This is a genomic window from Pseudorhodoferax sp. Leaf267 (assembly GCF_001422405.1).
In the GTDB taxonomy this organism is placed as follows: domain Bacteria; phylum Pseudomonadota; class Gammaproteobacteria; order Burkholderiales; family Burkholderiaceae_C; genus Pseudorhodoferax.
In genome coordinates, this window is record NZ_LMMV01000001.1 from 1,224,445 (window position 1) to 1,249,309 (window position 24,865).

General features: G+C 65.9%; 27 protein-coding genes. 5 read left to right on the forward strand and 22 right to left on the reverse strand.

Features of this window, described 5'->3' with window-relative positions; translation table 11 throughout:
• Positions 1 to 10: 10 nt before the first annotated feature.
• From ASF43_RS31570 to ASF43_RS05440, 4 genes are read right to left on the reverse strand one after another with little or no spacing between them, the layout of a single operon-like run.
• Positions 11 to 316 carry a hypothetical protein gene (locus ASF43_RS31570; protein ID WP_235578124.1) on the reverse strand — a complete coding sequence of 102 codons (306 nt, stop codon included), beginning with the start codon at positions 314 to 316 and terminating at the stop codon, positions 11 to 13.
• Positions 313 to 2,913: a cbb3-type cytochrome c oxidase subunit I gene (locus ASF43_RS05430; protein ID WP_235578125.1), complete on the reverse strand. Its 2,601-nt coding sequence runs from the start codon at positions 2,911 to 2,913 to the stop codon at positions 313 to 315. Before ASF43_RS05430 ends, ASF43_RS31570 begins: the two co-directional genes overlap by 4 nt.
• Positions 2,910 to 3,866 carry a cytochrome c oxidase subunit II gene (coxB, locus tag ASF43_RS05435; RefSeq protein WP_235578126.1) on the reverse strand — a complete coding sequence of 319 codons (957 nt, stop codon included), beginning with the start codon at positions 3,864 to 3,866 and terminating at the stop codon, positions 2,910 to 2,912. The genes ASF43_RS05430 and coxB overlap by 4 nt, the downstream gene beginning before the upstream one ends.
• 4 nt (positions 3,867 to 3,870) lie before the next feature.
• Complete coding sequence (locus ASF43_RS05440) at positions 3,871 to 4,110, reverse strand: cytochrome c family protein (protein WP_235578127.1); 240 nt, start codon at positions 4,108 to 4,110, stop codon at positions 3,871 to 3,873.
• Between the two features lie 106 nt (positions 4,111 to 4,216).
• Here ASF43_RS05440 and ASF43_RS05445 point away from each other — a divergent pair, with 106 nt between their 5' ends.
• Entirely contained in the window at positions 4,217 to 4,972 is a 756-nt protein-coding gene (locus ASF43_RS05445) for a c-type cytochrome (protein ID WP_082497608.1), read from the forward strand.
• Here ASF43_RS05445 and ASF43_RS29655 read toward each other — a convergent pair.
• Genes ASF43_RS29655 through ASF43_RS05460 form a run of 4 tightly spaced genes read right to left on the reverse strand, consistent with a single transcriptional unit; the run spans position 4,911 to position 8,058 of the window.
• Positions 4,911 to 5,639 (reverse strand): cytochrome b, encoded by a 729-nt coding sequence (locus tag ASF43_RS29655; RefSeq protein ID WP_156373140.1) that lies wholly within the window; start codon positions 5,637 to 5,639, stop codon positions 4,911 to 4,913. The two genes, ASF43_RS05445 and ASF43_RS29655, sit on opposite strands and share 62 nt — an antisense overlap.
• Positions 5,555 to 6,328, reverse strand: a complete 774-nt coding sequence (locus ASF43_RS05450; protein ID WP_056177452.1) for a cytochrome c oxidase assembly protein — start codon at positions 6,326 to 6,328, stop codon at positions 5,555 to 5,557. Before ASF43_RS05450 ends, ASF43_RS29655 begins: the two co-directional genes overlap by 85 nt.
• A 24-nt stretch (positions 6,329 to 6,352) precedes the next feature.
• Positions 6,353 to 7,645 carry a sorbosone dehydrogenase family protein gene (locus ASF43_RS05455; protein ID WP_056177454.1) on the reverse strand — a complete coding sequence of 431 codons (1,293 nt, stop codon included), beginning with the start codon at positions 7,643 to 7,645 and terminating at the stop codon, positions 6,353 to 6,355.
• Complete coding sequence (locus tag ASF43_RS05460) at positions 7,642 to 8,058, reverse strand: hypothetical protein (protein WP_235578128.1); 417 nt, start codon at positions 8,056 to 8,058, stop codon at positions 7,642 to 7,644. The genes ASF43_RS05455 and ASF43_RS05460 overlap by 4 nt, the downstream gene beginning before the upstream one ends.
• Before the next feature lie 1,191 nt (positions 8,059 to 9,249).
• Here ASF43_RS05460 and ASF43_RS31170 point away from each other — a divergent pair.
• The 4 genes from ASF43_RS31170 to ASF43_RS05480 all read left to right on the forward strand — a co-directional run bounded on the left by ASF43_RS31170 (position 9,250) and on the right by ASF43_RS05480 (position 11,671).
• Positions 9,250 to 9,528: a DUF899 family protein gene (locus tag ASF43_RS31170; protein ID WP_056177458.1), complete on the forward strand. Its 279-nt coding sequence runs from the start codon at positions 9,250 to 9,252 to the stop codon at positions 9,526 to 9,528.
• 63 nt (positions 9,529 to 9,591) lie between these two features.
• Positions 9,592 to 9,798, forward strand: a complete 207-nt coding sequence (locus ASF43_RS05470) for a DUF899 family protein (RefSeq protein WP_056177460.1) — start codon at positions 9,592 to 9,594, stop codon at positions 9,796 to 9,798.
• Between the two features lie 50 nt (positions 9,799 to 9,848).
• Positions 9,849 to 10,202: a VOC family protein gene (locus ASF43_RS05475; protein ID WP_056177462.1), complete on the forward strand. Its 354-nt coding sequence runs from the start codon at positions 9,849 to 9,851 to the stop codon at positions 10,200 to 10,202.
• Between the two features lie 626 nt (positions 10,203 to 10,828).
• Positions 10,829 to 11,671 carry an IclR family transcriptional regulator gene (locus ASF43_RS05480; protein ID WP_082497612.1) on the forward strand — a complete coding sequence of 281 codons (843 nt, stop codon included), beginning with the start codon at positions 10,829 to 10,831 and terminating at the stop codon, positions 11,669 to 11,671.
• Here the strand turns inward: ASF43_RS05480 and ASF43_RS05485 are convergent.
• The 14 genes from ASF43_RS05485 to ASF43_RS05550 form a co-directional block, all read right to left on the reverse strand.
• Positions 11,663 to 12,586 (reverse strand): SMP-30/gluconolactonase/LRE family protein, encoded by a 924-nt coding sequence (locus ASF43_RS05485; RefSeq protein ID WP_056177467.1) that lies wholly within the window; start codon positions 12,584 to 12,586, stop codon positions 11,663 to 11,665. The genes ASF43_RS05480 and ASF43_RS05485 overlap by 9 nt on opposite strands.
• Positions 12,574 to 13,527 (reverse strand): NAD(P)-dependent oxidoreductase, encoded by a 954-nt coding sequence (locus ASF43_RS05490; RefSeq protein WP_082497613.1) that lies wholly within the window; start codon positions 13,525 to 13,527, stop codon positions 12,574 to 12,576. The genes ASF43_RS05485 and ASF43_RS05490 overlap by 13 nt, the downstream gene beginning before the upstream one ends.
• Positions 13,528 to 13,537: 10 nt before the next feature.
• The gene (locus tag ASF43_RS05495; RefSeq protein ID WP_156373141.1) at positions 13,538 to 14,116 is read right to left on the reverse strand and encodes a cysteine hydrolase; all 579 of its coding nucleotides are present in this window, start codon (positions 14,114 to 14,116) and stop codon (positions 13,538 to 13,540) included.
• A 35-nt stretch (positions 14,117 to 14,151) separates the two neighbouring features.
• Positions 14,152 to 15,147, reverse strand: coding sequence for a tripartite tricarboxylate transporter substrate binding protein (locus ASF43_RS05500; RefSeq protein ID WP_056177471.1), 996 nt, complete (start codon positions 15,145 to 15,147; stop codon positions 14,152 to 14,154).
• Between the two features lie 119 nt (positions 15,148 to 15,266).
• A complete protein-coding gene (locus ASF43_RS05505; RefSeq protein WP_056177473.1) occupies positions 15,267 to 15,908 on the reverse strand; it encodes a GntR family transcriptional regulator in 642 nt (213 codons plus the stop codon).
• Positions 15,909 to 16,035: 127 nt separating this feature from the next.
• Positions 16,036 to 16,851, reverse strand: a complete 816-nt coding sequence (locus tag ASF43_RS05510) for a CoA ester lyase (RefSeq protein WP_235578129.1) — start codon at positions 16,849 to 16,851, stop codon at positions 16,036 to 16,038.
• The gene (locus ASF43_RS05515) at positions 16,848 to 18,059 is read right to left on the reverse strand and encodes a CaiB/BaiF CoA-transferase family protein (RefSeq protein WP_056177474.1); all 1,212 of its coding nucleotides are present in this window, start codon (positions 18,057 to 18,059) and stop codon (positions 16,848 to 16,850) included. The genes ASF43_RS05510 and ASF43_RS05515 overlap by 4 nt, the downstream gene beginning before the upstream one ends.
• Positions 18,056 to 19,222 (reverse strand): CoA transferase, encoded by a 1,167-nt coding sequence (locus tag ASF43_RS05520; RefSeq protein ID WP_056177476.1) that lies wholly within the window; start codon positions 19,220 to 19,222, stop codon positions 18,056 to 18,058. Before ASF43_RS05520 ends, ASF43_RS05515 begins: the two co-directional genes overlap by 4 nt.
• A 29-nt stretch (positions 19,223 to 19,251) precedes the next feature.
• Complete coding sequence (locus ASF43_RS05525) at positions 19,252 to 20,490, reverse strand: MaoC family dehydratase N-terminal domain-containing protein (RefSeq protein ID WP_056177478.1); 1,239 nt, start codon at positions 20,488 to 20,490, stop codon at positions 19,252 to 19,254.
• A 60-nt stretch (positions 20,491 to 20,550) separates the two neighbouring features.
• Complete coding sequence (locus ASF43_RS05530) at positions 20,551 to 21,291, reverse strand: ABC transporter ATP-binding protein (protein ID WP_056177480.1); 741 nt, start codon at positions 21,289 to 21,291, stop codon at positions 20,551 to 20,553.
• Entirely contained in the window at positions 21,284 to 22,075 is a 792-nt protein-coding gene (locus ASF43_RS05535; protein WP_056177482.1) for an ABC transporter ATP-binding protein, read from the reverse strand. The genes ASF43_RS05530 and ASF43_RS05535 overlap by 8 nt, the downstream gene beginning before the upstream one ends.
• Positions 22,072 to 23,073: a branched-chain amino acid ABC transporter permease gene (locus ASF43_RS05540; protein ID WP_082497614.1), complete on the reverse strand. Its 1,002-nt coding sequence runs from the start codon at positions 23,071 to 23,073 to the stop codon at positions 22,072 to 22,074. Before ASF43_RS05540 ends, ASF43_RS05535 begins: the two co-directional genes overlap by 4 nt.
• Positions 23,066 to 23,944, reverse strand: a complete 879-nt coding sequence (locus ASF43_RS05545) for a branched-chain amino acid ABC transporter permease (RefSeq protein WP_056177484.1) — start codon at positions 23,942 to 23,944, stop codon at positions 23,066 to 23,068. The genes ASF43_RS05540 and ASF43_RS05545 overlap by 8 nt, the downstream gene beginning before the upstream one ends.
• Positions 23,941 to 24,861, reverse strand: coding sequence for an NAD(P)-dependent oxidoreductase (locus ASF43_RS05550; protein ID WP_056177486.1), 921 nt, complete (start codon positions 24,859 to 24,861; stop codon positions 23,941 to 23,943). The genes ASF43_RS05545 and ASF43_RS05550 overlap by 4 nt, the downstream gene beginning before the upstream one ends.
• Between the last annotated feature and the right edge of the window lie 4 nt (positions 24,862 to 24,865).

The window sequence follows — 24,865 nt, forward strand, 5'->3', positions numbered from 1 at the left end:
ACCTTGAAGCTCAGGGCCGCAGCGCAACCGACGGCCAGGCTGTAAAAAGTATCGCGATCAACGCAAGGGCAGTCGCTCCGCGCGCGAAGCGCAGCTTCCAGCGAGCAAGCTCGCCGGTGGCATCGGCGTGCTCAAGCCGCCAGTGAACAACACCCACGGCCGCCAGCGCGACGACAGTGAAGCCCCATGCCGACACATGGTTCCACCAACGGTGGGGCGAGAACTCCGACACTGCCCAGCATGCGAGGAAGTGGAAGAACCAGATCGACAGCGCATTCAGCACGGGCTGCCAGCTGGCTGGCCGGTTGGCGTTCATGTGCCGCCCCACGGCACCAAACGCGGCAGCAGCAACGCGGCGCTGCCCTCAAGCGCTGTGTAGATGAACAGCAGGCGCAGCGCCTCCAGCGTCTTATTGACAGGCGCGGGCGTCAAACCTCGCATCCAGCGTGCAAGGTAGTACAGCGCGCTGAGTACGACCGCAAAGACAATTACCCCGTGCCAGGCCAACATGACGAAGATTGAGGCACCTTGAGCGCTCGCATCGCCGCGCAGGCCCGAGTTCCACCAGTCGAGCACATCGACGGCCAGCGCAGCGGTCAGGCAGGTGGCGCTGAGCGCCATCAGCGCAGCACTGATGCCCGGGCCGTACCGCAGACGCGCCAGCGCCGGACGTGCCGCCAAAGCCAGCGCGGCCGCGGCCCCTAGCAGCACGAGGCCGCTGACCAGTGCGCCCTGCGGTGCGGTGACCCGCCCCCAGTCGGGATGGGATCCGAACAAGTACAGGTAGCTGAACATCGCCATCAGAAAGATCATTCCGAGCACGATGTCGAGCAGCACCGCAGCCCACCAGCCGTGCGACTGCGGGCCCGTGAAGTACGTGGGCAGCCGAATGCCCGCACCGACGTCCACATGCTGTTGCTCGATGTGACGGTCGCTGTCCCACAACCAGCGCATCAGACTCGCGATCGCCATCACGCCACATACCGCGCACAGCACCATCGCCTTCACCGTCAGCAGCAAAAAGAATCCCGCGGTGAACAGGGCCGCGAGAAATGGCCACCACGAAGGCCCGGGCATGATCTGCAGATACTGTGGCTCTGCGCGCGAGGTGCTCGTGATCAGCGTCTCGCGGTGCCCGGTGGCGGTGTTCGGCAGGAAGTATCGGCCTGCTTCCACGTCCTTCCGCAATTGGGGGTCGGCCCACAGCGGCTCGAGGTGATTGATCACGGGTATCGAGCGCACAGCATAGTTGGCCGCAGACAGCCACTCCAGCGTGCCACCGTTGAAAACGTTGCGCGCGTTGCCGTCCGTTCCACGGCTGAAGCAGCGCACGGCATCGATTAGGAACAGCAGCACTCCAGCGGCCATGATGAATGCGCCGACGGTCGAGACGAGGTTGGGCAGGCCCCACAGACGCTCGGGCAGGTAGGTGTCCACCCGCCGCGGCATGCCCATCAGGCCGGTCAGGTGCATCGGCAGGAAGCAGACATGCACGCCGACGAAACTCAGCCAGAAGACCCAGCGGCCGAGTCTTTCGGAAAGCTGCCGACCGACGAGCATGGGCGTCCAATAGTAGAAGCCGGCGAACAGCGGGAAGACCATGCCGCCAATCAACACGTAGTGAAAATGCGCGACGACGAAATAAGTGTCGTGCGCTTGGCCGTCGAACGCCACCATGCCCACCATCACGCCCGTCAGCCCGCCCATCACGAAGATCAGGATGCCGCCGACGAGGAAGAGTGAGGGCACGTTGCGTTGCGGGCGGCCCGACGCGAGCGTGGCGATCCACGCGAAGACCTGCGCCCCGGCCGGGATCGCCACCGCCATCGACGCCGCCGAGAAGTAGCCCGAGGAGAGGTTGGGCAGGCCGACGGTGAACATGTGATGAGCCCAAACGCCGAAGCTGATGAACGCGGTGGCGACCATGGCAAGCACGACCATCTCATGGCCGACGAGCTTCTTCTGCGCCACCGTGACGACCATCGTCGACACCATCGCCGAGGCCGGCAGGAAGATGATGTACACGTCGGGGTGTCCGAAGAACCAGAACAGGTGCTGGTACAGCAGCGGGTCACCGCCCCGGGTTGCGTCGAACATCGGCCAGTTGAACGCGCGTTCCACCTCAAGCAGCAGCGTGACGAGGATCATCGCGGGAAAGGCCAGGATGATCATCACGCCGAAGATCAGCACCGCCCACGCATAGATCGGCATCTTCGTCAGCGTCATCCCAGGCGCGCGGGTGCGAAGCACGCCGACAATCAGTTCGATCGCGCCGGCGATCGCGCTGATCTCGATGAAACCGATGCCAAGCAGCCAGAAGTCTGCGTTGATGCCCTTGGAGTAGGTGCCCGAGCTCAGCGGGGGGTACATGAACCAGCCGTCGGAGGGCGCCAAGCTGAAGAAGATCGAGCAAAAGAACACCGAGCCGCCGATCGCGTAGGCCCAGTACGAGAACGCCGAGAGGCGCGGGAACGGCAGGTCGCGGGCGGCCACCATCTGCGGCAGCAGCAGCACCGCGATGGCCTCGACTGCTGGCACGGCGAAGAGGAACATCATCACCGAGCCATGCATGGTGAACAGCTGGTTGTAGGTCTCCTGAGGCACGATGCCGGCCAGCGGCGCGGCCAGCTGCACGCGCATCACCAGCGACAGGATGCCCGCGGCCACGAAGAACGCGAAGGCAGTCACGATGAACATGAAGCCGATGACGTTGTTGTTGACGTCGCTCAGGCGCTGCCAGCCCTGGGGCGAGGCCCACACCGTCTCCAGTGCCTCCAGCTCTCCGGCGGGCCGACCGCCCTGCGTCGGGAAGCGTTGGTACAGGCGCGCGTCGAAGCCAGTCTCGGAGGGCTCGGCCGCGGCGTCGCGCACAGCGCCGTCGACCCCAGGCACACCGGCGCTGTGGGCCGTCACTTCAACGATTCCATGTAAGCCGCCAGCGCGCCGAGCTCAGCCCCGCTGAGCGAGCGGTAGGCGGGCATCCGGTTGTTTGGCTTGATCGACTGGCTGTCGCCGATCCAGCCGATCATCGTGCCGCGGTTGTTCGGCAGGATGCCGGCCCCCAGCGAGCGCCGCGCACCGACAAAGCTGAGATCGGGGCCGGACAGGCCCTGCGCCGAAGTGCCTGCGATGCGGTGGCACGCCGCGCAGCCGACCTCGCCGAAAAGCCGCCGGCCGCGCTCGACTTCGGTGTTCGCGACAGGTGCAGGCTTGATCGCCGTGGTCGATGCCGGCGGCTGTCGTGCCGCCAGCCAGCGTTGCCAGTCGGCGGCGTCGTGCGCAACCACGACGAAGCCCATCAGCGAATGCGCGCCGCCGCAGAACTCCGCGCACTGCCCGCCGTAAACGCCGGGCTTGTCGGCCTGCAGCTTCAGGCGGTTGGTGCGGCCCGGGATCATGTCCATCTTGCCGCCGAGCTTGGGCACCCAAAAGCTGTGGATGACATCCTCGGACACCATGTCGATCACGACCGCCTGGCCGACGGGGATGTGCAGCTCATTGGCATCGGCCAGCCACTCGCGCCCGGCAGCGTCCAGGTAGGACACGCGCCACCAGTAGATGTTGCCGGCGATGCGCATGCGCAGCTCGTCGCCCCGAATGGTCGTCAGGCCCGACACCAGCGCCATGCTCCAGACCAGCAGAAGAAAGAGCACTCCTGCCGGCACGATCAACCCGAACCATTTGACGACGCGCTCGCCGCCCAGCTTGGCGCGAAGCCCGTCGCTGCCGTACAGCGCCACCCACATCGCGGCGCAGACGAGCACGAAGATCAGCCCCATCAGCGCCATCAGCCCCCAGGCCAGCGTCGTGACCGTGTTTGAGAACGGCCCCTGCGGGTCGAGTACTGGCGGCGGCCAGCCGCGCAAGGCCTCAGCGAGACTTGAGCTGGAGAAGGTAGGCTGTGACATCGCGGGCTTCCTGGTCCGACATGGGCATGACCGGCATCGCAGTGCCGGGCACCATCGCGGGTGCACTGCGAACAAACTGCATCAGCACGCCGGGCTGGTTGGGCAGCCGGCCGGCAATGAGGCCTTGCCCGCCGAAGTTTTCCAGCGAGGGTCCCAGAGCGCCGCGCGGCCAGGCGACGTCAGGGAAGGTGTGACAGGCCACGCACCCCTTCGTTGAGACCAATCGAATTCCGCGGGCGACATCGGCCTCGTCGAGCCGTGGCGTTCGATCAGGAGGTCCATCGCAAGCGGCCAAGCCGCATGCTGCCATGCAGACCACCATCCACAGGCAACAACGCTTGCCCCGGGCAACGATTGAGTCACACTTGCGTCCCATGCGTTCACCCGACAAGTCCGCCCGGCCGTTCAAGCGATCCGTCCTGACAACGACGATTGTTACCGCGTTCGTCGCAATCGCCGCCGGTGGATGCACCGACCGCATGGCGCCCAGCGACGACCGCTTTGGACGCGGCGGTGAATTGATCGCGATGAGTGGCGGCGAAGGCGGCGCCCGTTACGCCTGCGCGACCTGCCATGGCGCGCGGGGCGAAGGCAACGGCTTCGATGCACCCCGCCTTGCTGGTTTGCCCGCCGGCTACCTGCAAAAGCAGATGGAAGACTACGCTGCCGGCCTGCGTCCGCACGCGGTGATGCGCGACGTGGCCCGCTTCCTCGACAGCGACGAGCGCGTGATGGTGGCGAACCACTATGCCGCGCTGCCGCCCCGAGCATTGGCGCCAGCCACCACGGAGGCGACGACCGAAGGCACGGCCGCGCTGTACGCGCGCGCCTGCATGCAATGCCATGGTGCCGAAGCCGCCGGTACGTCGGCGGGGCCACCGCTGGCGGGCCAGCCGGCCTTCTACGCGGCCCAGCAGCTGCGCGACTGGCAGCTCTCGAAGCGACGTGGTGATGGTCTTCATGTGATGCTACGCGTGGCGCAATCGTTGGATTCCGAGGAGATCAGGACACTGGGCCTCTACCTGGCGCAGATCCCACCACGCCCGGTACCTGCGGACCATTGAGGTCGAGCATCGACTGCAGCACGCGGTCGCGTTTGACCACATAGTGGAAGAATGCCGCACCAGCGTGGCCCGGAATGGCCAGTACGGTGATCCAGACAATGCAGAAGTGTGCTGTTGAAGCGCCCTGCATGAGGCTGTGCTGCAGTTGCTCGGACATTTGGTCGAACGGAAGGTTGGGAAAAGGGACCACGCCGGCGATCGACAGCGGCAGGTCACCCGGCAGCGTGGACCACATCACCCAGCCACTGATCGGCAGCGCAAAGAAGCCGAAGTAGAACCAGGCCTGGATCAGCCGGCTGGCCCGGCCAGCGAACGAATCCGGTTCGATGTTTTCTGGCCCGCTGATTTGGCTCCGCCAAAGAAATCGCAAAGAGCCAAGCGCCATGATCGTCAGCCCGATCTCGGCGTGAGTCTGGTAGCCCACATACTTATCGCCTCCCGCCGGCAGCAGGCTCAAATACCAGCCGTAGCCGAGCTGGAACACCATCAACGCCGCCATCACCCAATGGAAGGTCACGCCAATCGGCGAGTACAGGCCGCGGCGGTTGTAGCCCTCGGCCCATTCGATGATGGCAACGAGGTTCAGGTTGACTCCAATGGTGACGGGCGACTGGTCCGGCTGCCTTCGGATCGCATCCAGCGCCAGCCGATCCAGACCGCGGCACACAAGTAGGCCAGGCAGCCGGGCGCCCACATCGTTAGGCCGGCTACCTGCTGATCCTCGAGCGGCGAGACCCCCCAGGCCAGCGTGGACAGGAAGTGCGGTGGGTACATCGGCCGCGCGGCGAAGGTGATCAGGGCGCCGAGCAGCCCCATCTGCACCGTTGTGAGGAGCAACGCAGCCAGTGCTGAGGCGGCGCTGGTGCGGCGCAGTGCGGTCCAAAAAAACACGGCACTGCCCGCAAGAGAAAATTGCATCAGTGCGTAGACCGGCACCGATGACAGCGCGGCGCCGTAGGGGCCAGGTGCGTGCCAGATCCAGAACGTCAGCGCAGCCAGTGTCGTGCTGGTCCACAGCGGTGCCGGCAGGCGATCCAACCACCTAGCCAGCCCGAACGCTAGCAGAGGCGCTACCACCAGCACCAAGGCCATGTGATGGATCACACGCACCGTGAAGAACGCCGAACTGAGCGCGCACAGCGGCGACACAAACAGAAGGACCGTCAAGCCCCACGCGCCGTGAACACTGCGACGGCGCCCGCGCGACATACCGCCGGTCATCGCCGGACGCCAAAAGAAGAAAGCAAGAATGGCGAGGCCGGTCCAGAGGACCGGGTCCAGATTCCAACGCTCAAGCCAGACGCCGGGGCCCGGCGCTTCACCGCAATAGGGTATCCACCGCTGCGCCTCGTTCATGCTGGCATGGTAGTGGCGTTCCGTCTAGCGTGCCGGTGCCACGCGCCAGACGGTGTTCGATAGATCGTCGGCCACGATCACGGCACCGCGCGGGTCGACTGTCACCCCGACCGGCCGCCCCATGGTCTTTGCGTCATGTTGGAAGCCGGTGAGGAAGTCTACCGGCGGGCCGCTCGGTCGGCCCTCGCGGAACGGCACGAAGATCACCTTGTAGCCCACCGGCACCGAGCGGTTCCAGCTTCCATGCAAGCCGACGAAGGCGCCTTCGGCGAAACGGGAATCGGCGTTGCTAGACGCGGCGAACGCGACGCCCAGCGGTGCCGAGTGCGACTGCAGTGCGTAGTCGGGCCGGACTGTCATCTTCACCTTGGCATCGTCCTGTGGGCGCACCCGGGCATCGACGTTCTGTCCCCAATAGGCATATGGCCAGCCGTAAAAGGCTCGCTCGCGCACCGAGGTCAGGTAGTCCGGCACTAGGTCAGGCCCCAATTCGTCGCGTTCGTTGACCACTGCCCACAACTGCTTCAGACGCGGCTCAATGGCGAGTGCCGTAGGGTTGCGCAATCCAGTGGCATACGGCCGAGTTGCACCGGTCTGCGCGTCAACCTCCCAGATCATCGCTCGGTTCTCTTCGATCTCCATGCCACGCTCCCCGACATTGCTGTTGGAGCCGATGCCTACGTAAAGGTGGCGTCCGTCGGGACTTGCCGTCAACGCCTTGGTCCAGTGATGATTGACGGCCGATGGCAGCAGCGCGACGGTGACCGGCGCTGCCGATGCCCGGGTCTGGCCTGTCTGATAGTCAAAGCGCACCAGCGCATCTTGGTTTGCCACGAAGAGTTGGTTGCCGATCAGCGCCAGTCCATAGGGTGCGTCAAGCTTTTCCGCGAACACCCAGCGACCTTCGTACTTACCGTCACCATCGGCATCGCGAAGCAACGTCAGGCGGTCACCGCTCTTTGCCTTGGTCGTTCCCTTGGCTTTGATAAACCCGGCGATGTAGTCCTTCGGGGTCAGCACCGGAGCGCCACCGCCCTTGCCTTCCGCGACAAGAATGTCGCCGTTAGGCAGTACAAGCGTCTGCCGGGGAACCAGCAGGTCGGTCGCGATCGCGGCGACGGTGAAGCCTTCAGGAGCCTTCGGCAACTTGCCGGACCAACTTGCAGGCTCGGCGATTTTCATGCTGGGCAGCAGGCCGCCGCTCGGTTCCGGCAGACCATCGATGGCTCCAAATTGTGTCCCAACGGTTGCGTCCTGGCTGCATCCGGCGAGACCCGCGCAGGCGAACGCAAGGATCAAAACAAGAGATGCCTTCATTGGTGAGCCCTCCGGCCCAACCGTGTAAGCCCGACCACCGATGCGGCCATCGCCACAACCATCACGAGCATGGAGAGAATCGGCGCGGCAGGCATCGCAGCCCAGCCATCCTTCGCGTGCACGAACGCGTTCGCTATCCCGAGGACAACGGTGACGGCGAGCAGTGCAACGTCAAGCCATCGGCGACCCGCGTGGCGCCTGGGACTCACAATTTCGGCAACAGCGGCCCACGCCAGAGCGACGCCCGCAAGCGTCAGTCCTCCGACGTTAAGCCAGTCGGCAAAGTTGGTCCATTGAATCTGGTACGAGGACGCGTACGCCCAGTCGGTGAGGAGAGCGCCGAGGAACAACGGAAGCGAGGAGACCGTCACGACAGTATGCATTTGCCACAGCGGAACTCCGTTGACGGTCAACCGGTCCGGGCCTCCACTTGTGCTCATGTTGCCTGTCACCATTGCGCCCCTTACGGTTCAAAGCTAGCAATGGTCGCGGCCTCGTTCCCAGCCTCATGAGAGCAAATAGGAGAACAGTTTGTAGGGTTCGGCTGACGATCGTCTGCAATTCCGCTGCAATCGTCGGTCGTGGCGCCCTCCGATGACCATGATGGCTGGGCTGCACGCAGATGCAGTTGGAGGGCGGTGACCGTCAACCCGCGCGCCTATACGGCACGGATTTCCTTTCCCTCAGGACCACTGCTTCACGCGAGTGCGGGGAGTGAATAAACGCCACCGCTGCCTGTACGGTGCGACGAATTGGACTCTGTGAGTCGTCTGCGTACGGTTAGATTGACACCGAATTCGAGGTGAACCGTCCTTCCTCATGCTCGCCGGTGAGCGTGCTTGCACTGCTTGCGATTCGCGGCGTTTTCACCGCCGTGGCGACGCTCAGCGCGCTGCTGCGGCTCGCCACGGCGACTGCCTATCCTTCGGAATGCGCTGCCCTCTGGCTGACGTCCACCCCACCAGCGCGAGCCGTACAAAAAAGATAGGGCATTGACTCTGCAATACCAATCCAACGGACTTCCGCCGCACGTATATCGCTGGCGCATCTCGGCCCTGACTGCAGCACTAGCCCTCGCCGCCGCGCACAGCGCGGAACAAGGACAGCCGGCAAGGTTTTTACAGCCATCGCCAAGGCCACCGCGGCGGTACGCGCCGGCAAGGACAAGAAGGCCGTGCTGGATGCGCTTGCCGGCCTCAAGCCCAAAGCCATCGAGAAGGTTTCCGTGGAGGAGTTCGCAGGCAGCCCACACCGGCCGGCGCCGCAACGTGGTGCTCCGCGCCAAGGGCATGCCCACTGCGCCGGAGAAGCTGGTGCAAGGCGTGCAGAGCCGCGACACCATCGGCTCAAAAAATAAACCAGCATGCGGACAGGGCTTCCGGTCTGACACACTCGTGGCGAACTATTGGCGCCATGCCTCTGAACTTCTTGCGCACCATAGAGCGCGCGCGCTTCCCATTGCCGATCGAGGAATCGGACGAAATTCGCTGCGTCGAAGCCCTTGTCGCCGCGCGATTGGTGACGGCCACCACGGTCAAGCCCGGTACGCAGTTCGGCGAGGATGCGTACGCGCTGGTCGAAGGCATCACGCATGCGGACGGACGATGCTGTTCGGTGAGAGCGACGCGCTGCCGGTCTATTGCTACATGTACCCACGCCATCGGCAGGACCCGCGTGATGCGGCCGCCACTGGCGAGACAGCCGCCCTGCCCCGCGAAGAGCAGCCCTGCCCTTCCTGCACGACGCTGCTCGATCAACTCGATCCCGCGGTCCACGCTTTTGCCGCGGCCGGCGGACGCTTCGTCGTTGCGGCCGACACGTCGCCGGAGAACCTGGCGAAGACCTTCTGCGACCTCGGATGGCGGCATCTAGAACTGGTGTAGTCCAAGAACACGCGCTTCAAGGCCGACCACGGCGCGATTGGCGAGGACGGACAGCAAAAACCGATGATGCTCGCGTTTCATCGCGCTGCCGATGGCGTGGTCCGCATGGCCTGGAGTTCGGAAATGGTCGACGCACCGTCCGACTCGGGCCAGGACCACCGCGCGACCGGCAGCCTCGACACGTTCTGGAACCTGTTCGACCCGACCCCGGGAGGACGTCCCGATTTCCAGGAGCAGTTGCAGTACAGCTGCTGCCATCCCCAGCTGTAACGCTGCCCTCGGGCGCATAACATCTCATCACCACGCAAAGGGAGTCCAGCATGGCATTCGCGAACGCATTGGCGAGCGTCGCAGTCAAGGATCTCGACCGGTCCGCCGCTTGGTACAGCGAGCTTCTGGGGGGCCGAGGGCATCGACCCATGCCTGAAGTGGAGGAATGGATGTTTCCGCGTGGCGGTGGCCTTCAGGTCTACGAGGGCGCCGAGCGTGCCGGCAACTGTTCGTTCACGCTGGCCGTCAGCGACATCGACGAACACTTGCGCAAGCTGGAGTCGATGAGTGTCGAAGTTGGCGCCCGCACGAACAATGAGCGGGTCCGCACGGTGATGGTCAGGGACCTCGACGGGAACAGCATCGCGCTAGCAAAGGCTATGGATCCATCTCTAGCACGTTGAGCCTTGCGGCGGGCGCGGCATCTGCTCGAAGTTTTCGGCGACCGGATTGCGCCCTGAGGAGACATCGGTTGACCTGAACTCGTTACCGCAAAGCTGACATATGGCGACCGTTCGAAGTATCGAGGGATGCCTTTTGAACAAAGAACAAAGCAGGTAGAACTCACGCCAGTCGATTCAGGTAGCACGGCGTGAGACCGTGCCGGTACACCTGTTGGGAGCCGACCGGGCAGGCCATAGGTCAGCAGCCGCCAAAAAAAGCCGGTGGCGCACAGACTATGGGGAGCGGCGCAGGCCCAACCGAGTCATGCTGCGGACAACGTCGCGCTTTTACGCGTTTTGACGATCGCTGCGTCACAGTAAGATTGCTGGAAAACAAGTGCGCCGAAGATTCCGATGTTGCTCAGGCATCCGGAAAGCAACGACTAGGTGATTGTCTTACTCTCCGGAAGGGGCTTTCTTGCTAAAGCTTCGACCTGCTCCGAGAAAGCGGGAAAAGCAAGTCGGGTGTTAGCTCTATCGTTGGGTCGCGCTGGCTGGCTCGCTCATACACGAAGCTCCGCACTGCAACAATTTTCCAAGTCGAGCGCGGCATATTTCTGCACTTCTACATCTAAGAGCGCTTCATCTTGAAAGGGCCGCCCAAAACAGAGACGTCTAGCGCTGCTGCGCTAGGAACGCGCAGCGTCGAGCGGACGCTGACCCTGCTGCGGCAGTTGAGTCAGCGCGGCGAATTCGGCTGGCGGCTGTTTGATCTAGCAGAGGAGGTGGGCCTGGATCGCGGCACTTGCCACCGCATGCTGTCCTGCCTGGTGCGCGAAGGGTTCGCACAACGCCATCCCAACGACGTGCGGTACTACGCAGGCCCCATGATGTTCGAGATCGGACTGGCACTGCCTCAGTACCAGCTGTTGCGCGAATGCGTCGAGCCGCAACTGGAGAGGCTGTGCAAAGAGCTGGACTGCATCGCCAGTTTCAGCTTGCGCAGTCGTCACGAGTTGGTGTGCGCGTTCCAGAAGCGAGGTCCCAGCGAATTGCCTGGCATGCTCATCCGCGTCGGCACGCGGAGGCCGCTGATCGCAGCCGTGGGCGGCTTGGCCATCTTGCAGCGGCTCCGACCGGTGGAGGCTGCTTTAATCCTCGAAGACAACTTGCAGACGGAGATCACGCGCCGCGGAACCAGAAGACTTCCCGACCTAGCCCGCATGCGGCAGCGAAGCCAACGCGCCGGGTACGGTTACACACGTGGCGACCTGGCACCGGGAATATGGGCCATGGCAGAAGCCGTCTTGGACGAGAGCGGCCATCCGTTCGCCGCGTTGACCGTGGCAGGCCACGAGAGCGGACTGGCGGAGTCCGAGGCAGGTCCCATCCATGAAGAACTGGTCTTGGCCGTGCGAGACATCACCGCCCGGGCTGCGCACGCCCTTCGCAGGCCCGGCGCCGACGAGGGGACTGTCCGTTCAGCGTGAACCCAGGCCCGCGCGCGGCCAGCGCACGGCCAGCAACTGACCGTAGCCCGACAGCGTGATGTACGCGGTGCGCAGTTCCGAGCCGCCGAAGCAGATGTTCGTGCAATAGCCTTCGGGCGCTGCATGAAACTCAAGCAGCTCGCCACCGGGCGAGAAGACGCTGATGCCACCGTGGACCAGGGTCGCAACGCACACGTTGCCGCACTGCTCCACGGCCAATGAATCGAAGCGCTGGTACCCGGGCAATCCATGCACCAAGTTGCCGCCATTGGGCGATGGCCAAGGGGCGAGCGCCAGCTCGCCGCGGCCAGTGACAGGGTAGGACCACAGCCGGCTGGTTTCGGTCTCGGAGACGTACAGCGTGCCGCCGTCCGGTGACAGGCCAATGCCATTGGGCGTCAAGAACGGATGCGCGGCGCGATGGATGAAGCTCCCATCCGCACGCGCGTAGTACACCGCACCCCTCAGGATGCGGTCTTCGAAGGTCTTGCCGAAATCGGTGAACCAAAAGCCCCCACTGCCATCGAACACCAGATCGTTGGGTCCGTGCAGAGGAACACCGTCGCAGTGCGAATAGAGCGTTCGCACCGCTCCCGTGTGCAGGTCGACCCGCTGGATCGAACCCCCCTCGTAGTTGGCGGCAGGACCCGTGGGCCGCGTGAAGCCTGCATCAGTCCTCCAACTAAACCCACCGTTGTTGCACACGTAGCAATGGCCGTCGGGTCCCAACGCGGCGCCGTTCGGGCCGCCGCCCAATTCGGCGACGGTCTGTATCGCACCGGCGGGCGTCACGCGCACCAGGCGGCCACTGGCGATCTCGGTGAGCAAGATGCTGCCGTCGGCAAGCGCCACCGGCCCCTCGGGGAATTGGAGGCCGTGGGCAACGATCTCACCCTGAAGCGTCAGTTCCTGCATGTTGGCTCTCCTGCTTCAACTTGTTGCACGGGGCCGCCCGCGGCCTGGGACACGCCCTCGCGCGCAAAGGACACACCCGTCCACCGCTCCCACAGCAGCGCGATGGAAGCGTAATCGCTGGCGTCCAAGCCTTCGCGGCCGGCCTCTTCGTAAACTCTGTGCGACGCTTCGAGCGTGAACAGTGGCACACCCAGCTCGCGTGCCAATTCCAGCGCCAAAGCCGAATCCTTGCGCGCGTTCACAGTCGGCATGCCACCCGAAAAATCATGGTTGCGGATGCGCTGATCGAACCGGTGCGTGAGCGGTCGCAGCAGCCCGGTGTCGCGGCGCATCAACTCATGGAAGAGATCCAGAGCAACCCCGGCCTTGGCGGCCAGCGCGGCCACCTCGACCAGCATGACCATCGTGGTGTGCGCCACCGCGTTGTTGATCAGCTTCGCTCGCATGCCGCTGCCGGGCGGCCCCAAATGGTAGATAGCATCGGCAGCGGCTTCGAGCACCGGGCGTGCCCGCACCAGATCGGCGTCCGACGCTCCCACCAGCAAGGTGCCATGACCGCGCGCCAGCTTTTGCACGCCGCCGACGATCGCAGCATCGATGACTTGCGCCCCCTGCTGCGCAGCCGCGTCCACGAGCCACTCGATGTCGGACGGCCCGACGGTGCTGGTCTCGATCACCAGTCGACCTTGCAGGTCGGCTCGGCTCAAGCTGGCCATGACCGTGCGTGATGCCTGCGGGTTGGGCAACGACAGCAGCAAGATGTCGCAACGCGCCGCGACCTCCTGGGCTTGCGACACGGTCTCCACGCCCGCAGCACGCGCGATCTCCACGCGCCCCGCAGCGCGGTCGTTCCCTACGACATGAAATCGTTGGCGCAACGCCTCGGCGAGTGCCATGCCCGCGTTGCCGAGGCCTACCAAGCCGACAGAGGTCTGCGTCACACGCGCTCCCTCATTCGAACACCACCTGCGAGGTGGTCAGTTGGCAGAAGCGCTTGAGCCCGCCAATGGCGTTGGCGTGCTCTTCGGCAGTCGGTGCGCAGCAACAGTCTTCCAGCACGACAATTTCGTAGTCGCGGTCGTGGCCTTCGCGAACCATGGCCTGCACCACCGCGTTCGTGGACACGCCCGAGCAGTAGATGCGCCGGATGTCCTGGGCGCGCAGGATCGCTTCCAGACTGGTGGCGTAGAAGGGACTGACGCGGTGCTTGACGATGTCCAGATCCTCAGGACGCTGCCCGAGGCTCGGGTGGGTCTCCGTTCCCCAAGTTCCGAGCTGGAACACGCCGCGTGTGCGCGCCCCGGAAAAGATGGGCGAGTTGGGCGGGCACTCGCGGTAGTCCGGCGAGAAGCCGACCCGCACGAAGCCAACCCGCACGTTGGCGGCGCGGGCCTTGTCGATCGCGACGCGGGTGTTCGGCACGATGCGCCGGGATTCGACCTGCTCTGCGTAAGCGGCCTTGTAGTTCACGCCGTCGGCGTGGACGAGGTCGTTCTCCATGTCAAGAACGAGATAGATGGAACGCGACAAGATGCTCTCCTTGTGATGGTGGCTGGATTCGCGGATCACTCGACCCGGATGTCGGCGGCCTGGATGACTTCACCCCAGCGCGCGCGTTCGCCTTTGACGAAGGTGTCAAGCTCGGCAGGCCCCATGAAACGCGGCTCCAGACCGGCTTCCAATAGCCTGCGGCGCAGGTCGGGCAGTTGCAGCGCGCGTTGCACGTGCTCGGCGAACTTGTGCACCACGGAAGCAGGTGTTCCGCGTGGGGCGAAGAAGGCGTCCCACGCCACGATCTCGAAATTGGGAACGCCCTGATCGGCGACGGACTTCACGCCTGGAAGCACCTCGCTTTCCTTCAGCGTCGTGATGCCCAGCGCCTTCAATTTGCCACCGGCCAGGTGCGGACGCGCGGCGATCACGGTGTCGATGACCAGCGGGATCTGCCCACCCAGGACGTCCGTCATGGACTGCGCCGACGCCTTGTACTTCACGCCGAACATCGGCGCGTTCGCGGCCTTCACGAAGTGCGCGAAGATCACGCTGGACGACGTGCTCGGAAGCCCCACGTTCAGCGTGTTGGGATGGGAACGCGCCTTGCTGACGAGCTCCGCGATGCCGTTGGATGGCAGTTCCGCGGCGGATGTGCAGATGACCATCGGCAGCAGACCCAGCATGGCCACGGCATCGAAGTCGGTCGCCGCGTTGTAGCCGGTGTTGGCGTACAGGTATCCGTTGGCGGCGTTGGTGGCGTTCGTGCCCAGGAGGAAGGTGTAGCCGTCGGGCGGCGCCTTGGCCACCAGCGCGGTGCCGATGTTGCCGCCGGCACCCGCCTTGTTCTCCACATAGACGCTCTGTCCCAATGATTTGGTGAGTTCGTGCGCGATCATGCGCGCCAGCACGTCAGCGCCTTGCCCCGCAGCGTAGGGCACAAGGATGCGCACCGGCTTCTCGGGCCAAACGGGTTGGGCCTTCGCTGCGCCGAACAGGCTCACACCTATCACGGCCGCCAGGGTCATCAACAGGCTGCGCCGGGCGCGCTGCCGCGAGCAATGGATCATGCTTGTCTCCTTGAAAAATTCGTGGTGTTCGCGCGCACGCGGTCGTTTTCCCCCGCGACCGAGGGCGGAAGGTGCGTAGCAGGTCGTGTGGCGCCGCGGTGCGCGGCGCGTCCAGAGGTCTAGGCCTCGGTCGAATTCACGGTCTTGAGGACCGACCAACCGGATTCGATGTGCTTGCGCATGGCGAGCATGGCCGCCGACTGGTCGCCCGATGTCAACGCGCGCAAGATCTCCTCGTGCTCGTCGACGGCCTCCTGGCCGCGGTCCTCGACGGCATTGATGAGGTCGAACGGATAGCGGGCCCAAAGGATCTGCACGAAATGCAGCGTCTGCGGCATGGCCGCGATGTCGTACATGCGTCGATGAAAGCGGTAGTTGACCCCGCGCGCGGCGGCCCGATCGCCTGTCTTGAAGGCCTGTTCGAACTCGTCGGCCAGCAAGCGAAGATCCGTGACATCGCGCGAGGTGACCCGCTCCGCACAAGCACGCACCAACTGCGTTTCGAGCAGGAGACGAAGCTGAAGGACTTCGCCCGTCGCCGACGCGTCGAACTGCGCCACGCGGGCGCCCCGGTACGAATCGCCGCCGATGTAACCCTCCGCCTCCAGCAGCTTGAGCGCTTCGCGGACCGGCGTGATGCTCAGATGCAGCTGCTCGGCGATCTCGGCCTGTTTCAGCCGAGATCCGCGCGGGTAGACGCCAGACAGGATGCGCTCGCGCAGGTAGTCTGCGACCTGCTCTTCCTTGGTTCGGTACTCCATCTGCCATTGCCCGCCGAGCCATCCCGGTCCAGGCATCTCCCCCGTAGGCCTGAGAATTGGCCGGCGGCACCGCGTGGTGGCGTCGTTGGGCGATTCTCATGGGATGCGCCGGCCGCTGCGGGCCATTCTAGAGTGCGCCCAAGGCCGACTCGGCCAGCAGGCGGCGCGCCTTGTCGACCACGGGCTTGTCGATCATCCTGCCATCCACGGCGGTGGCAGCGCCACGACTGGCTTCAAATGCCACCAGCACGCGCGCGGCCCAATCGCGTTCGGCTTCGGTGGGGGCGAAGGCGGCATGCACGGCTGCAAGCTGTTGGGGATGGATGCACAACTTGCCGCCAAACCCGAGCAGGCGCGAGCGCCGCGCGTCGTCACGCATCACCGTGAAATCGGTGAAGCTCAAACTCACGCCATCGACAGGCGGGGCCAAACTGGCCGCGCAGGACTGCAGCACAATCTGCGTGCGCACGGCCGTCAGCGCCTCGCCCACATCGGAGATGCCGGTCTCGGCGGCGAAGTCCACGCTGCCGAAGGCGATTCGCTCCAGGCCCGGCACGACGGCCAGCCACGCCAGTTCCTGGTAGCCTGCCACGGTCTCCAGCAAGGCGATCGAGCGGCGCTGCGGCAAGGCCTGAAGCACGCGCGTCATGCTCGCGGCATTCGCTTTCGGCAGCATGAGGCCCGCAGAGGGCCTCGCGGCCAGCATGCGCATGTCGTCGGTATGCCAGGGCGTGTCGGCGGCGTTCACCCGCACGAATGCACTGCGTCCACTCGCCAGCCAAGCAGCCGCCTGGTCGCGCGCGGCCACCTTATCGGGCGGGGCAACGGCGTCTTCCAGATCCAGCACGATGGCATGCGCCCCGCTGGCAGCGGCCTTGTCGAAGCGTTCGGGTTTGTGGCCTGGCACGAACAACAGGCTGCGGTCGATGCGTTCGCGGCTCACAGGATCACCTCGCGCTCTTCCAGTTCGGCGCGCTGCGCGCTGCTCAAGCCCAACAGCTCGCCGAACACGTAGTCCTCGTCCTGGCCCAGTTCGGGCGTCAGCCTGCGGATGCCAACGTCGGACGTGCGGCCGAAGCGCATGGGCGCGCCCACGGCCAGGCGCGGCTCGATGCCAGGGCCCTGCACCTCGGTGAGCGACTGGCGTGCACGCAGATGCGGATCGGATGCGATGTCCTGCATGTTCCAGGAGACATGGGCGCACACGCCCGCCTGCTGCAGTTGGGAGGCCAGCACATCGCCGTCCAGAACCGCCAGCCACACTTCCAGTTGAACATCCAGCGCCTCACGGTGCGCGCGCCTGCCGTCAGCGGTGGCAAAGCGGGGGTCTGCCGCCGACTGCCGCAGCACCTGCAGCAACGCCAGCCATTCGGCGTCGTTGCGCACCGCCAAGGTCAGCCAACGGTCCGGCACCGCGGTGGCGTACACGCCGTGCGGCGCCAGAACCGGGTCGGCATTTCCAGGCCGGGGCGGCACCAGGCCGGCACTGGCGAGGACCAGCGCGTCGCCAATCATGGCCGAGGCCACTTCGCGCGCCGCCAGATCGACGTGCTGGGCTTGGCCCGTGCGGCGACGCTGGTGCAGCGCGGCGATCGTGGCCAGCGCGGCGTGCAGGCCGGCCGAGTGGTCCATCACATGGCGCATCTCCACGGGCGGCCCGTCGCTGTACCCGCTCATCCAGCCCAGCCCGCCCCAGGCGCCAAACAGGGGCGCGTAGCCCGCGAAATGCGAATCGGGGCCACTCTGACCGCATGACGACAAGGACAACAGCACCACGTCGGACTTGGCCGCGCACAGCGCTTCGAAGTCCAGGCCGAGGCGCTTCATGACACCGGGGCGAAAACTCTCGGCGGCAATGTCCGATGCCACGACCAGCCGCTTGGCCAGCACCACGGCTTCCGGATGCTTGAGGTTCAGGCGCACCGACAGCTTGTTGGCCGACACCTGGTCGAACGTTGCGGCCTGCATGCGGCCATAGACGGCATGCGGCTTGCGGAAGGCATCGGGACGCGTCCGGCTTTCGATCTTGATGCACTCCGCCCCCATCTGCGACAGCAGGTGCGTGCAGAACGGGCCGGCGGCGTGGATCGTGAAATCGGCGATGCGCACCCCTGCAAGCGGCGCGTTCAGCGATGTTGTCTGTTGGCTCATGTCGTCCCTTGTGTTGCCATACTGTCCAAGGCCGGCACACTGGCCCCGCCGGGCAACGGGGTGCAGCGGAACTGAAACGGGGCGCGCAACACCTGGAAGCTGCGCCCATCACTGAGCTGCGCATCGGCGAACAGCGCGCGTGCCTGTTCGTGCGCGCCGCTCGCCACTTCCTGCGGTGACCGGTAACGGCCCACGGGAACGCCGAGCGCCTGCGCCCGGCTGACGATCTCATCCACCGGATGCTGCGCCATCCAGGCTCGGATGTGCTGGTTGATCTCGTTCCCACGACGGCTGCGTTCCAGCGGATCGCGCAACGCTTCGTCCATGGCCCACTCCGGAAACGCCATCATCTCGACCAGCGCCAACCACTGACGGTCTTCCAGCGTCAGCAGTTCGAGGTAGCCGTCGGCCGCCTGGAACACGCCACCGTACCGGAAGTGCCGCGTGGCGCGGTGCTCCAGCGATCCGTCGCCCAGCCGCTGCAGTGCGAACGAGCCCACGCACAGGTTCGCGTCCTGGATCGAGACGTCGACATACTGTCCGCCGGCTTGCGGCACGGCCCACCAAGCGGACAAAGCCGACATCGCAGCCATAGCGCCACCCTGGTAGCCCGCGAAGTGACCGTAGATTTTCAGTGGCGGCCGGTCCGGGAACATCTCGTGCGACAGGCCGTTCGGCAGCAGGAAGCCCTCTCCGCCGGCATGCACCAGGTTGACTTCCTCACCATCCCAATCGGCTTTGGGACCGCTGGCACCGAATGGCAGAACGCTCACGTGCACAAGCTGTTTGAAGCGCTCGCCGATGCTGGCGGCATCCAGGCCCAGCGCCGCCCGCTCGCGCAGTGGCGTGTCGTCCAGCAGGATGTCGGCCTGGGTCAATTCGGTGTCCAGGCGCGCCCGTCCTGACTCGGCCTGCAGGTCACAGAGCAGGCTGTGCTTGCCCACGGCCAAGTAGGCGAACAGCGCGCTCTCGCCGCCATCGTCCAGCCAGGGCGGCGCCTGGCGCAACGGCGAGCCGCCAGCCGGCTCGGCCATGACCACGTGCGCGCCCATGGCTGCCAGCAGGCGGCCGGCGTAGGCCGCCGCGACCGTGCGCGAGCGTTCGACGACACGGCAGCCGGACAACGGCAGACCCGCAGCGGACGGCCTCTCCTGGGAAGACATGGCAGTGTGCAGTGGCATGGCGTTCGCTTTCAGCGGGTGACCGGCAGCTCCAGATCGATGGCCGCACCGTCCAGGAAGGCGGGTCGCTTGACATCGCGCGAGGGCAACGCAACGGTCGCCACGCCGGGGGTGGTGACCTCGCCGCGCTGGTTCTCCGCCGCGATCTCGATGTCGACCAGGCCGACGTTGTCCTTGACGTACTTGCGCACGACCTTGCCTTTGCAGAAGGTGGTGTCGCCCACGATGTTGAAGCGGCGCATTTCCGTGCGCACACGCTTCAGCACCCCGGCGTCGCCCATCCAGTTGGTCACCATGGAGGCCATCCACGAGGAACGCTGCGGGCCGTAGTCGTAAGTACCGGGCACGCCGACTTCCTTCGCCACCGACTCGCGGTGGTGCCCGATGCCGGTGTACTCCACGCCGCCGCCCGCTTCGGGGTTGCGGAAGAAGTGGCCCGGGTGCTTGACCGCGGCCTGCAGGACCACGCCATGCGTGTGGCCCCGTCCACAGCCCACCAGGAAGCCCATGGTGTCCATCAACGACAGCGGGCCGCGAGCGATGGTGGGCAGCTGTTCGCCCACTTCCACTTCTTCCCAGTAGCGCACGTTGGCGCCGCGGATGTTCTTGGGCTCGTTCAGCACGATCTCGTCGATGCGGTCGTGCTCCTCGTTGGTGTATTGGTACTGCTCGATTTCAGCGTACTTGCCAGTGTCGCGTGCCGCCTTGCGTTCGTGCCGCGTGCAGGTGCCCAGGCCCCGCGCGACCAGCTCGCTGCGTTGGTTGTAGTAGGACGCCTCCACGTACTGGAGCACCAGGCGACCGGAGAACTTGCTCTCCTTCTCCTCCACGCCCACCACGCGTTCGATGGCCGTGATGCGGTCGCCAGGACGCACGTGGCGGAACAGTTCCCAGTCGTTGCCGGCGTAGAAGCCATGCACGCCAGGCAGGCCCCAGCGCGTGCGGCCCAACCAGCCGAAGGCCATCGGGAACATCGGATGGCCGACGAGCGTGCCGAAGCGGGTGCCGGAGGCGTAGCCCAGCTCGCGGTAGAGCGGGTTCAAGTCGCCGATGCCGTTGCACCAGTTGCGCAGCGTGTCGGCCGTGGCGTCTTGCAGGTAGGGGCCTTCGGGCCGCAGGTGCAGGCCGATCATGGCGCGCGCGTCGGCCACGGCCTGATCGGTGATGCGGCCTTCGGCCGGTGCGTTGCCGACCTCGCCTTGCGGTTGGGCTTGCGCAGCGGGGGCTTTGTCGAGGGTTGCGGTGTTCAAGGTCTACTCTCCTGTGGTGGTGGTGGTCGGATGGCTAAGGGACGGGGTGAAAGATTCGGTTCAGGCAGCGGCCTCCTGGCGCGCTCCCAGATAGGCGTCGATGGCTTGCTGGCGGCCTTCGCGGCTGCGCAAGGCCTGGGCATCGAGTTCGCCCACGATGTGGCCGTGGCGCATGACCCAGGCGTGCGTGGCCAGCTTGGCCGCGGCATGGAAGCTTTGCTCCACCAACAGCGCTGCCAGTTGCTGCTCTTGCTGGATCGCAGCGATGCGCTCGTACACGCGCGCCACCAGCAGCGGCGCCAGACCGAGCGAGGGTTCGTCGAGCAGCAGCAGGCGCGGGCCGGACATCAGGCCGCGGCCGATGGCCAGCATCTGCTGCTCGCCGCCGCTGAGCAGGCCGGCCGGTGCGCGCAACCGGTTGGCGATCTCGGGAAAGAACTCCAGCACCATCTGCTGGCGACGGCTGCGCGTGGCCGCGTCGACGAAGTAGCCGCCGAGCAGCAGGTTCTCGGCCACGGTGAGGTCGGCCACGATGGCGCGGCCCTCGGGCACGTAGACGATGCCGGCCTTGAAACGGGCCGCTACCGGCAAACGCGACACATCCTGGCCATCGAACAACACCCGGCCTTCGGCGCTCTCCAGGCCGGCGATGGCGCGCAGGGTGCTGGACTTGCCGGCGCCGTTCGCGCCCAGCAGCGCAGCCACGCTGCCGTCCTGCATGGCCAGCGTCACGCCATGCACGACCGGCCCGGCGCCGTAGCGCACGGTCAAGTCTTCGAGCTGCAGGAGGGGCTCAGACATCGTCGTCTCCGAGGTACACGCGCACGACTTCCGGGTTGGCCCGGACCTGTGCAGGAGTGCCGCAGGCCAGCACGCGGCCGACGTTCAACACGTGGATCTGGTCGCACACTTCCATGATCAGGTCCATGTCGTGCTCCACGACCACCAGCACCAGCTGCGGAGAGCGCAGGGTCTTGAGCGCCTGCGCCAGATCGTGGGTTTCCACCGAGTTCAGGCCAGCGGCCGGTTCGTCGAGCAGCAGCACCCGTGGCGCACCGACCGTGGCACGCGCGATCTCGGCCAGCCGCAATACGCCGGGCGGCAGTTGCGCGGGCATGGCGTCGGCCACGTCGGCGATGCCCAACCGATGCAACGCGGCCACGGCCTGCGAACGGTGCGCGCGGCGCTCGGCACGGCCGCGCGCCAGTGGCAGGATGGCGTCGAGCCAGCCCGCGCCGGACAGCCGGTGCAAGCCGATCATCACGTTCTCGGCGATCGACAGCTCTGGGCACAGCGCCACGTGCTGGAAGCTGCGCGAGAAGCCCAGCGCCGCGCGACCGGCTGGCGGCACCCGTTCCAGCCGCCTGCCGCCGAAACGGATCGCGCCGACTTGCGGTGCGTACAGGCCTGTCAGGCAGTTGAAGAAGCTGGTCTTGCCGGCGCCGTTCGGACCGATCAATCCGGTGATCTGACCGGCACGCAAGGTCATGCCGATCTCCTGCAGCACATGGATGCCACCGAAGGACAGCGACAGCTGCTCCACGACCAGCGCGCCGCCATCGGGTTCTTGCAGAACGGCGCTCATCCTTGTCCTCCTTCGAGCCGCGCTTTGAGTGCGGGCGACAGCGCGTTGAAGCCCAGCACCACGGCCAAGAGCGCGCCGCCGTAGAGGATGGGCACCCAGTTGCCCGCGCCGGCCAACAGCAACGGCATCAGCGTCAGGAACAGGCCGCCGACCAGTGCCCCTACGAAGGTCAGGGCGTACAGGCTGACGACGGAGCCGACCAGCAAAAAGATCGAGGTCCACAGCGTGAAGCTGTTGGGCGACACCGTCGAAGAGCTGAACGACAGCAGGGCGCCAGCCAGGGCCGCGATGCTGGCGCTCAGCGCCATGCACGACAGCCGGGCCCAGCTGCGGCGGATGCCGAAACTCTCGGCGGCATGGGCGGAGGTGCGGATCAGGAGCAGCGCCGTCGCCTGGCGTGAGCGGCGGAACTGCTTGAGCAGCAGCACCACCAGCACCAGGCCGGCCAGCGGCAGGTAGTAGCGCTGCAATTCCTTGGGCAGGCCAGGCAGTGCATCCTGCTTGACGTACAGGCCTTCGAAGCCGCCGGTCACACTGGAAAAATGCAGCAGCATCTCGGGCAGTGCCAGGGCGAGTGCCATGGTGGCCACGGCCAGCGTGATGCCGGACAGGTGGCGCGACGGGAAGGCAAAGACCAGGCCCAGCAGCGCCCCCACCACCGCCGCCAGCGGCAGGCTGGCCAGCAACGACAGGCCCAGGTACTTCTCGACCAGCGCGACGGTGTAGGCGCCAGCCGCGACAAAAACGCCGTGGCCGATCGACACCTCGCCACCGAAGCGCACCAGGAAGCTCACGCCCAAGATGGCGATGGCGTTGGCAAAAGCCAGGCCGAGTGTGAAGGTCCAGTAGCCGCCTGCCACCAGCGGCAGCACCACGAGAAGGGCGATGCCCACCCAGTTGATGGTTTCGGCCAGGCGACGGCGTGGCACGGGTGCGGTGGAGGCCGCGGTGGTACCCGGAGGGACCAGACCGCCCTGCAAGGTGGAGGCGTCAGACACGGGTGCCCTCCCGCATGGCGAGCACGCCCCTGGGGAACCAATTCAGGACCAGCAGGATGGTCAGCAGCAGGTAGGTGTTGCTGAACTCCGCGGCCACGTAGTAGGAGAGCAGGTTCATCAGCACGCCGATGAAGATGCCACCGACCACCGCGCCCGGCAGGCTGCTGAAGCCGCCGACCACCGCTGCCGCGAACGCCTGCAGCATGAACGCGGCTACCGTGGTGGATGACAGGAAGGTGGTGGGCACGATCAGCAGCGCCGCGATCAGGCCCAGGAGGCCGGCCACCACCCATGAGAAGAGGTGCACGTGGCGCAGGTTCAGCCCGCAGACGCGGCTGGCGAAGGGGTTGGCCGAGACGGCTCGGAACGCAATGCCGATGCGCGTGCGCTCGATCAGCAGCCACAGCCCGGCGATCGTCAGCCCTGTCACGCCCAGCACCGCAAGGTCGTAGCCGGTCACACGCAGCGCGCCGAGTTGCACGTGCCACTTCGGCAGTGGCAGGTCCAGTGCGACCACGTTGGCCCCGAAAACCAACTGCGTGACACCCTGCGCGACCAGTCCGATGCCAAGCGTCGCGATGGTGCTGGTGAGATCCGACTTGAAGACCAGCGGCGCGATCAGCCAGTAGCTGACGGCCATGACCGCCACCATGATGGCCAGCGTGGCCAGTACCGCGACGCCCCACGACAGCTGTGCCAATGTGCCGGCCGTGAATCCGAACACCAGGAAGGCTGCCAGGCCGGCCAGGTTGCCGTGCGCGAAGTTGACGACCTTGGAGCTCTTGTAGATCAGCACGATGCCGATCGCCCCCATGGCGTACAGGCAGCCGCTGACGACGCCTGCCCAGACGAGACCGAGCAGATCGTTCATGTACGGTCTCCCGCGGCATCGGCCAAGGCATGGCCAGCGTCCACCACTTCGATGACGGAGGGGAAGTAGGCTGCGCCGTGCGCCGCGTGGGTGGACTGGTAGTAGAGCTGGGCCAGCTCGGTAACGCGCGTGGCCGTCCCTGTCTGCTGCGCCAGTTCGAGCACGTAACCGATGTCCTTGAGCACGTAGGCGCTGGGGAAGGACTTCTCCGGAAACTCCCTGGGCAGCATGGCCTTGCGGCCGTGGTTGCGCAGTACGAAGCTGTCACCCGAGCCCTTGGACACCGCATCGAGCAGCGTGGCCGGTTGGACGCCCGCACGTTGGCCCAGCACCATCATCTCGGCCAGCGCCACGGTGTTTTCGAACACCAACGCGTTGTTGATGAGCTTGACGACCTGGCCGCAGCCCACAGGCCCGCAGTGCGTGACGTCCGAGCCCATGTAAGAGAGCAGCGGCGCGATGCGCGCGAAGAGGTCATCGTCTGCGCCCACCATGATGCTGAGTTCACCGCGCTGCGCGGCTTCCCGGGTGCGCGCCACCGGCGCATCGGCGAACGCCACACCGAGCGCGGCCAGTCGCGCGTCGATGCTGCGGGCCGCGGCCACCGTAGTGGTGCTGAGGTCCACGATGACGGACGGGCGGCGCGCGCCAGCCGTGAGGCCTCCAGCGCCCAGGCAGACCTGCTCAACGGCCGGACCGCCTGGGAGGGACAGCAGCACGACGTCGGCCTGCTCGGCCAGGGCGGCCAGCGTGGCGACCCGGCGTGCTTTGGTGCCTTCCACCGCGGCGAAAGCGTCGGCGCTGATGTCGAAGGCCAGCACATCGCCGGCATGCTTGAGTGCGACGTTGCGGCACATGGCGCCGCCCATGACGCCCAGGCCGACGAAGCCGATCACGGGAATGGATGAGGTGCTCATGGCG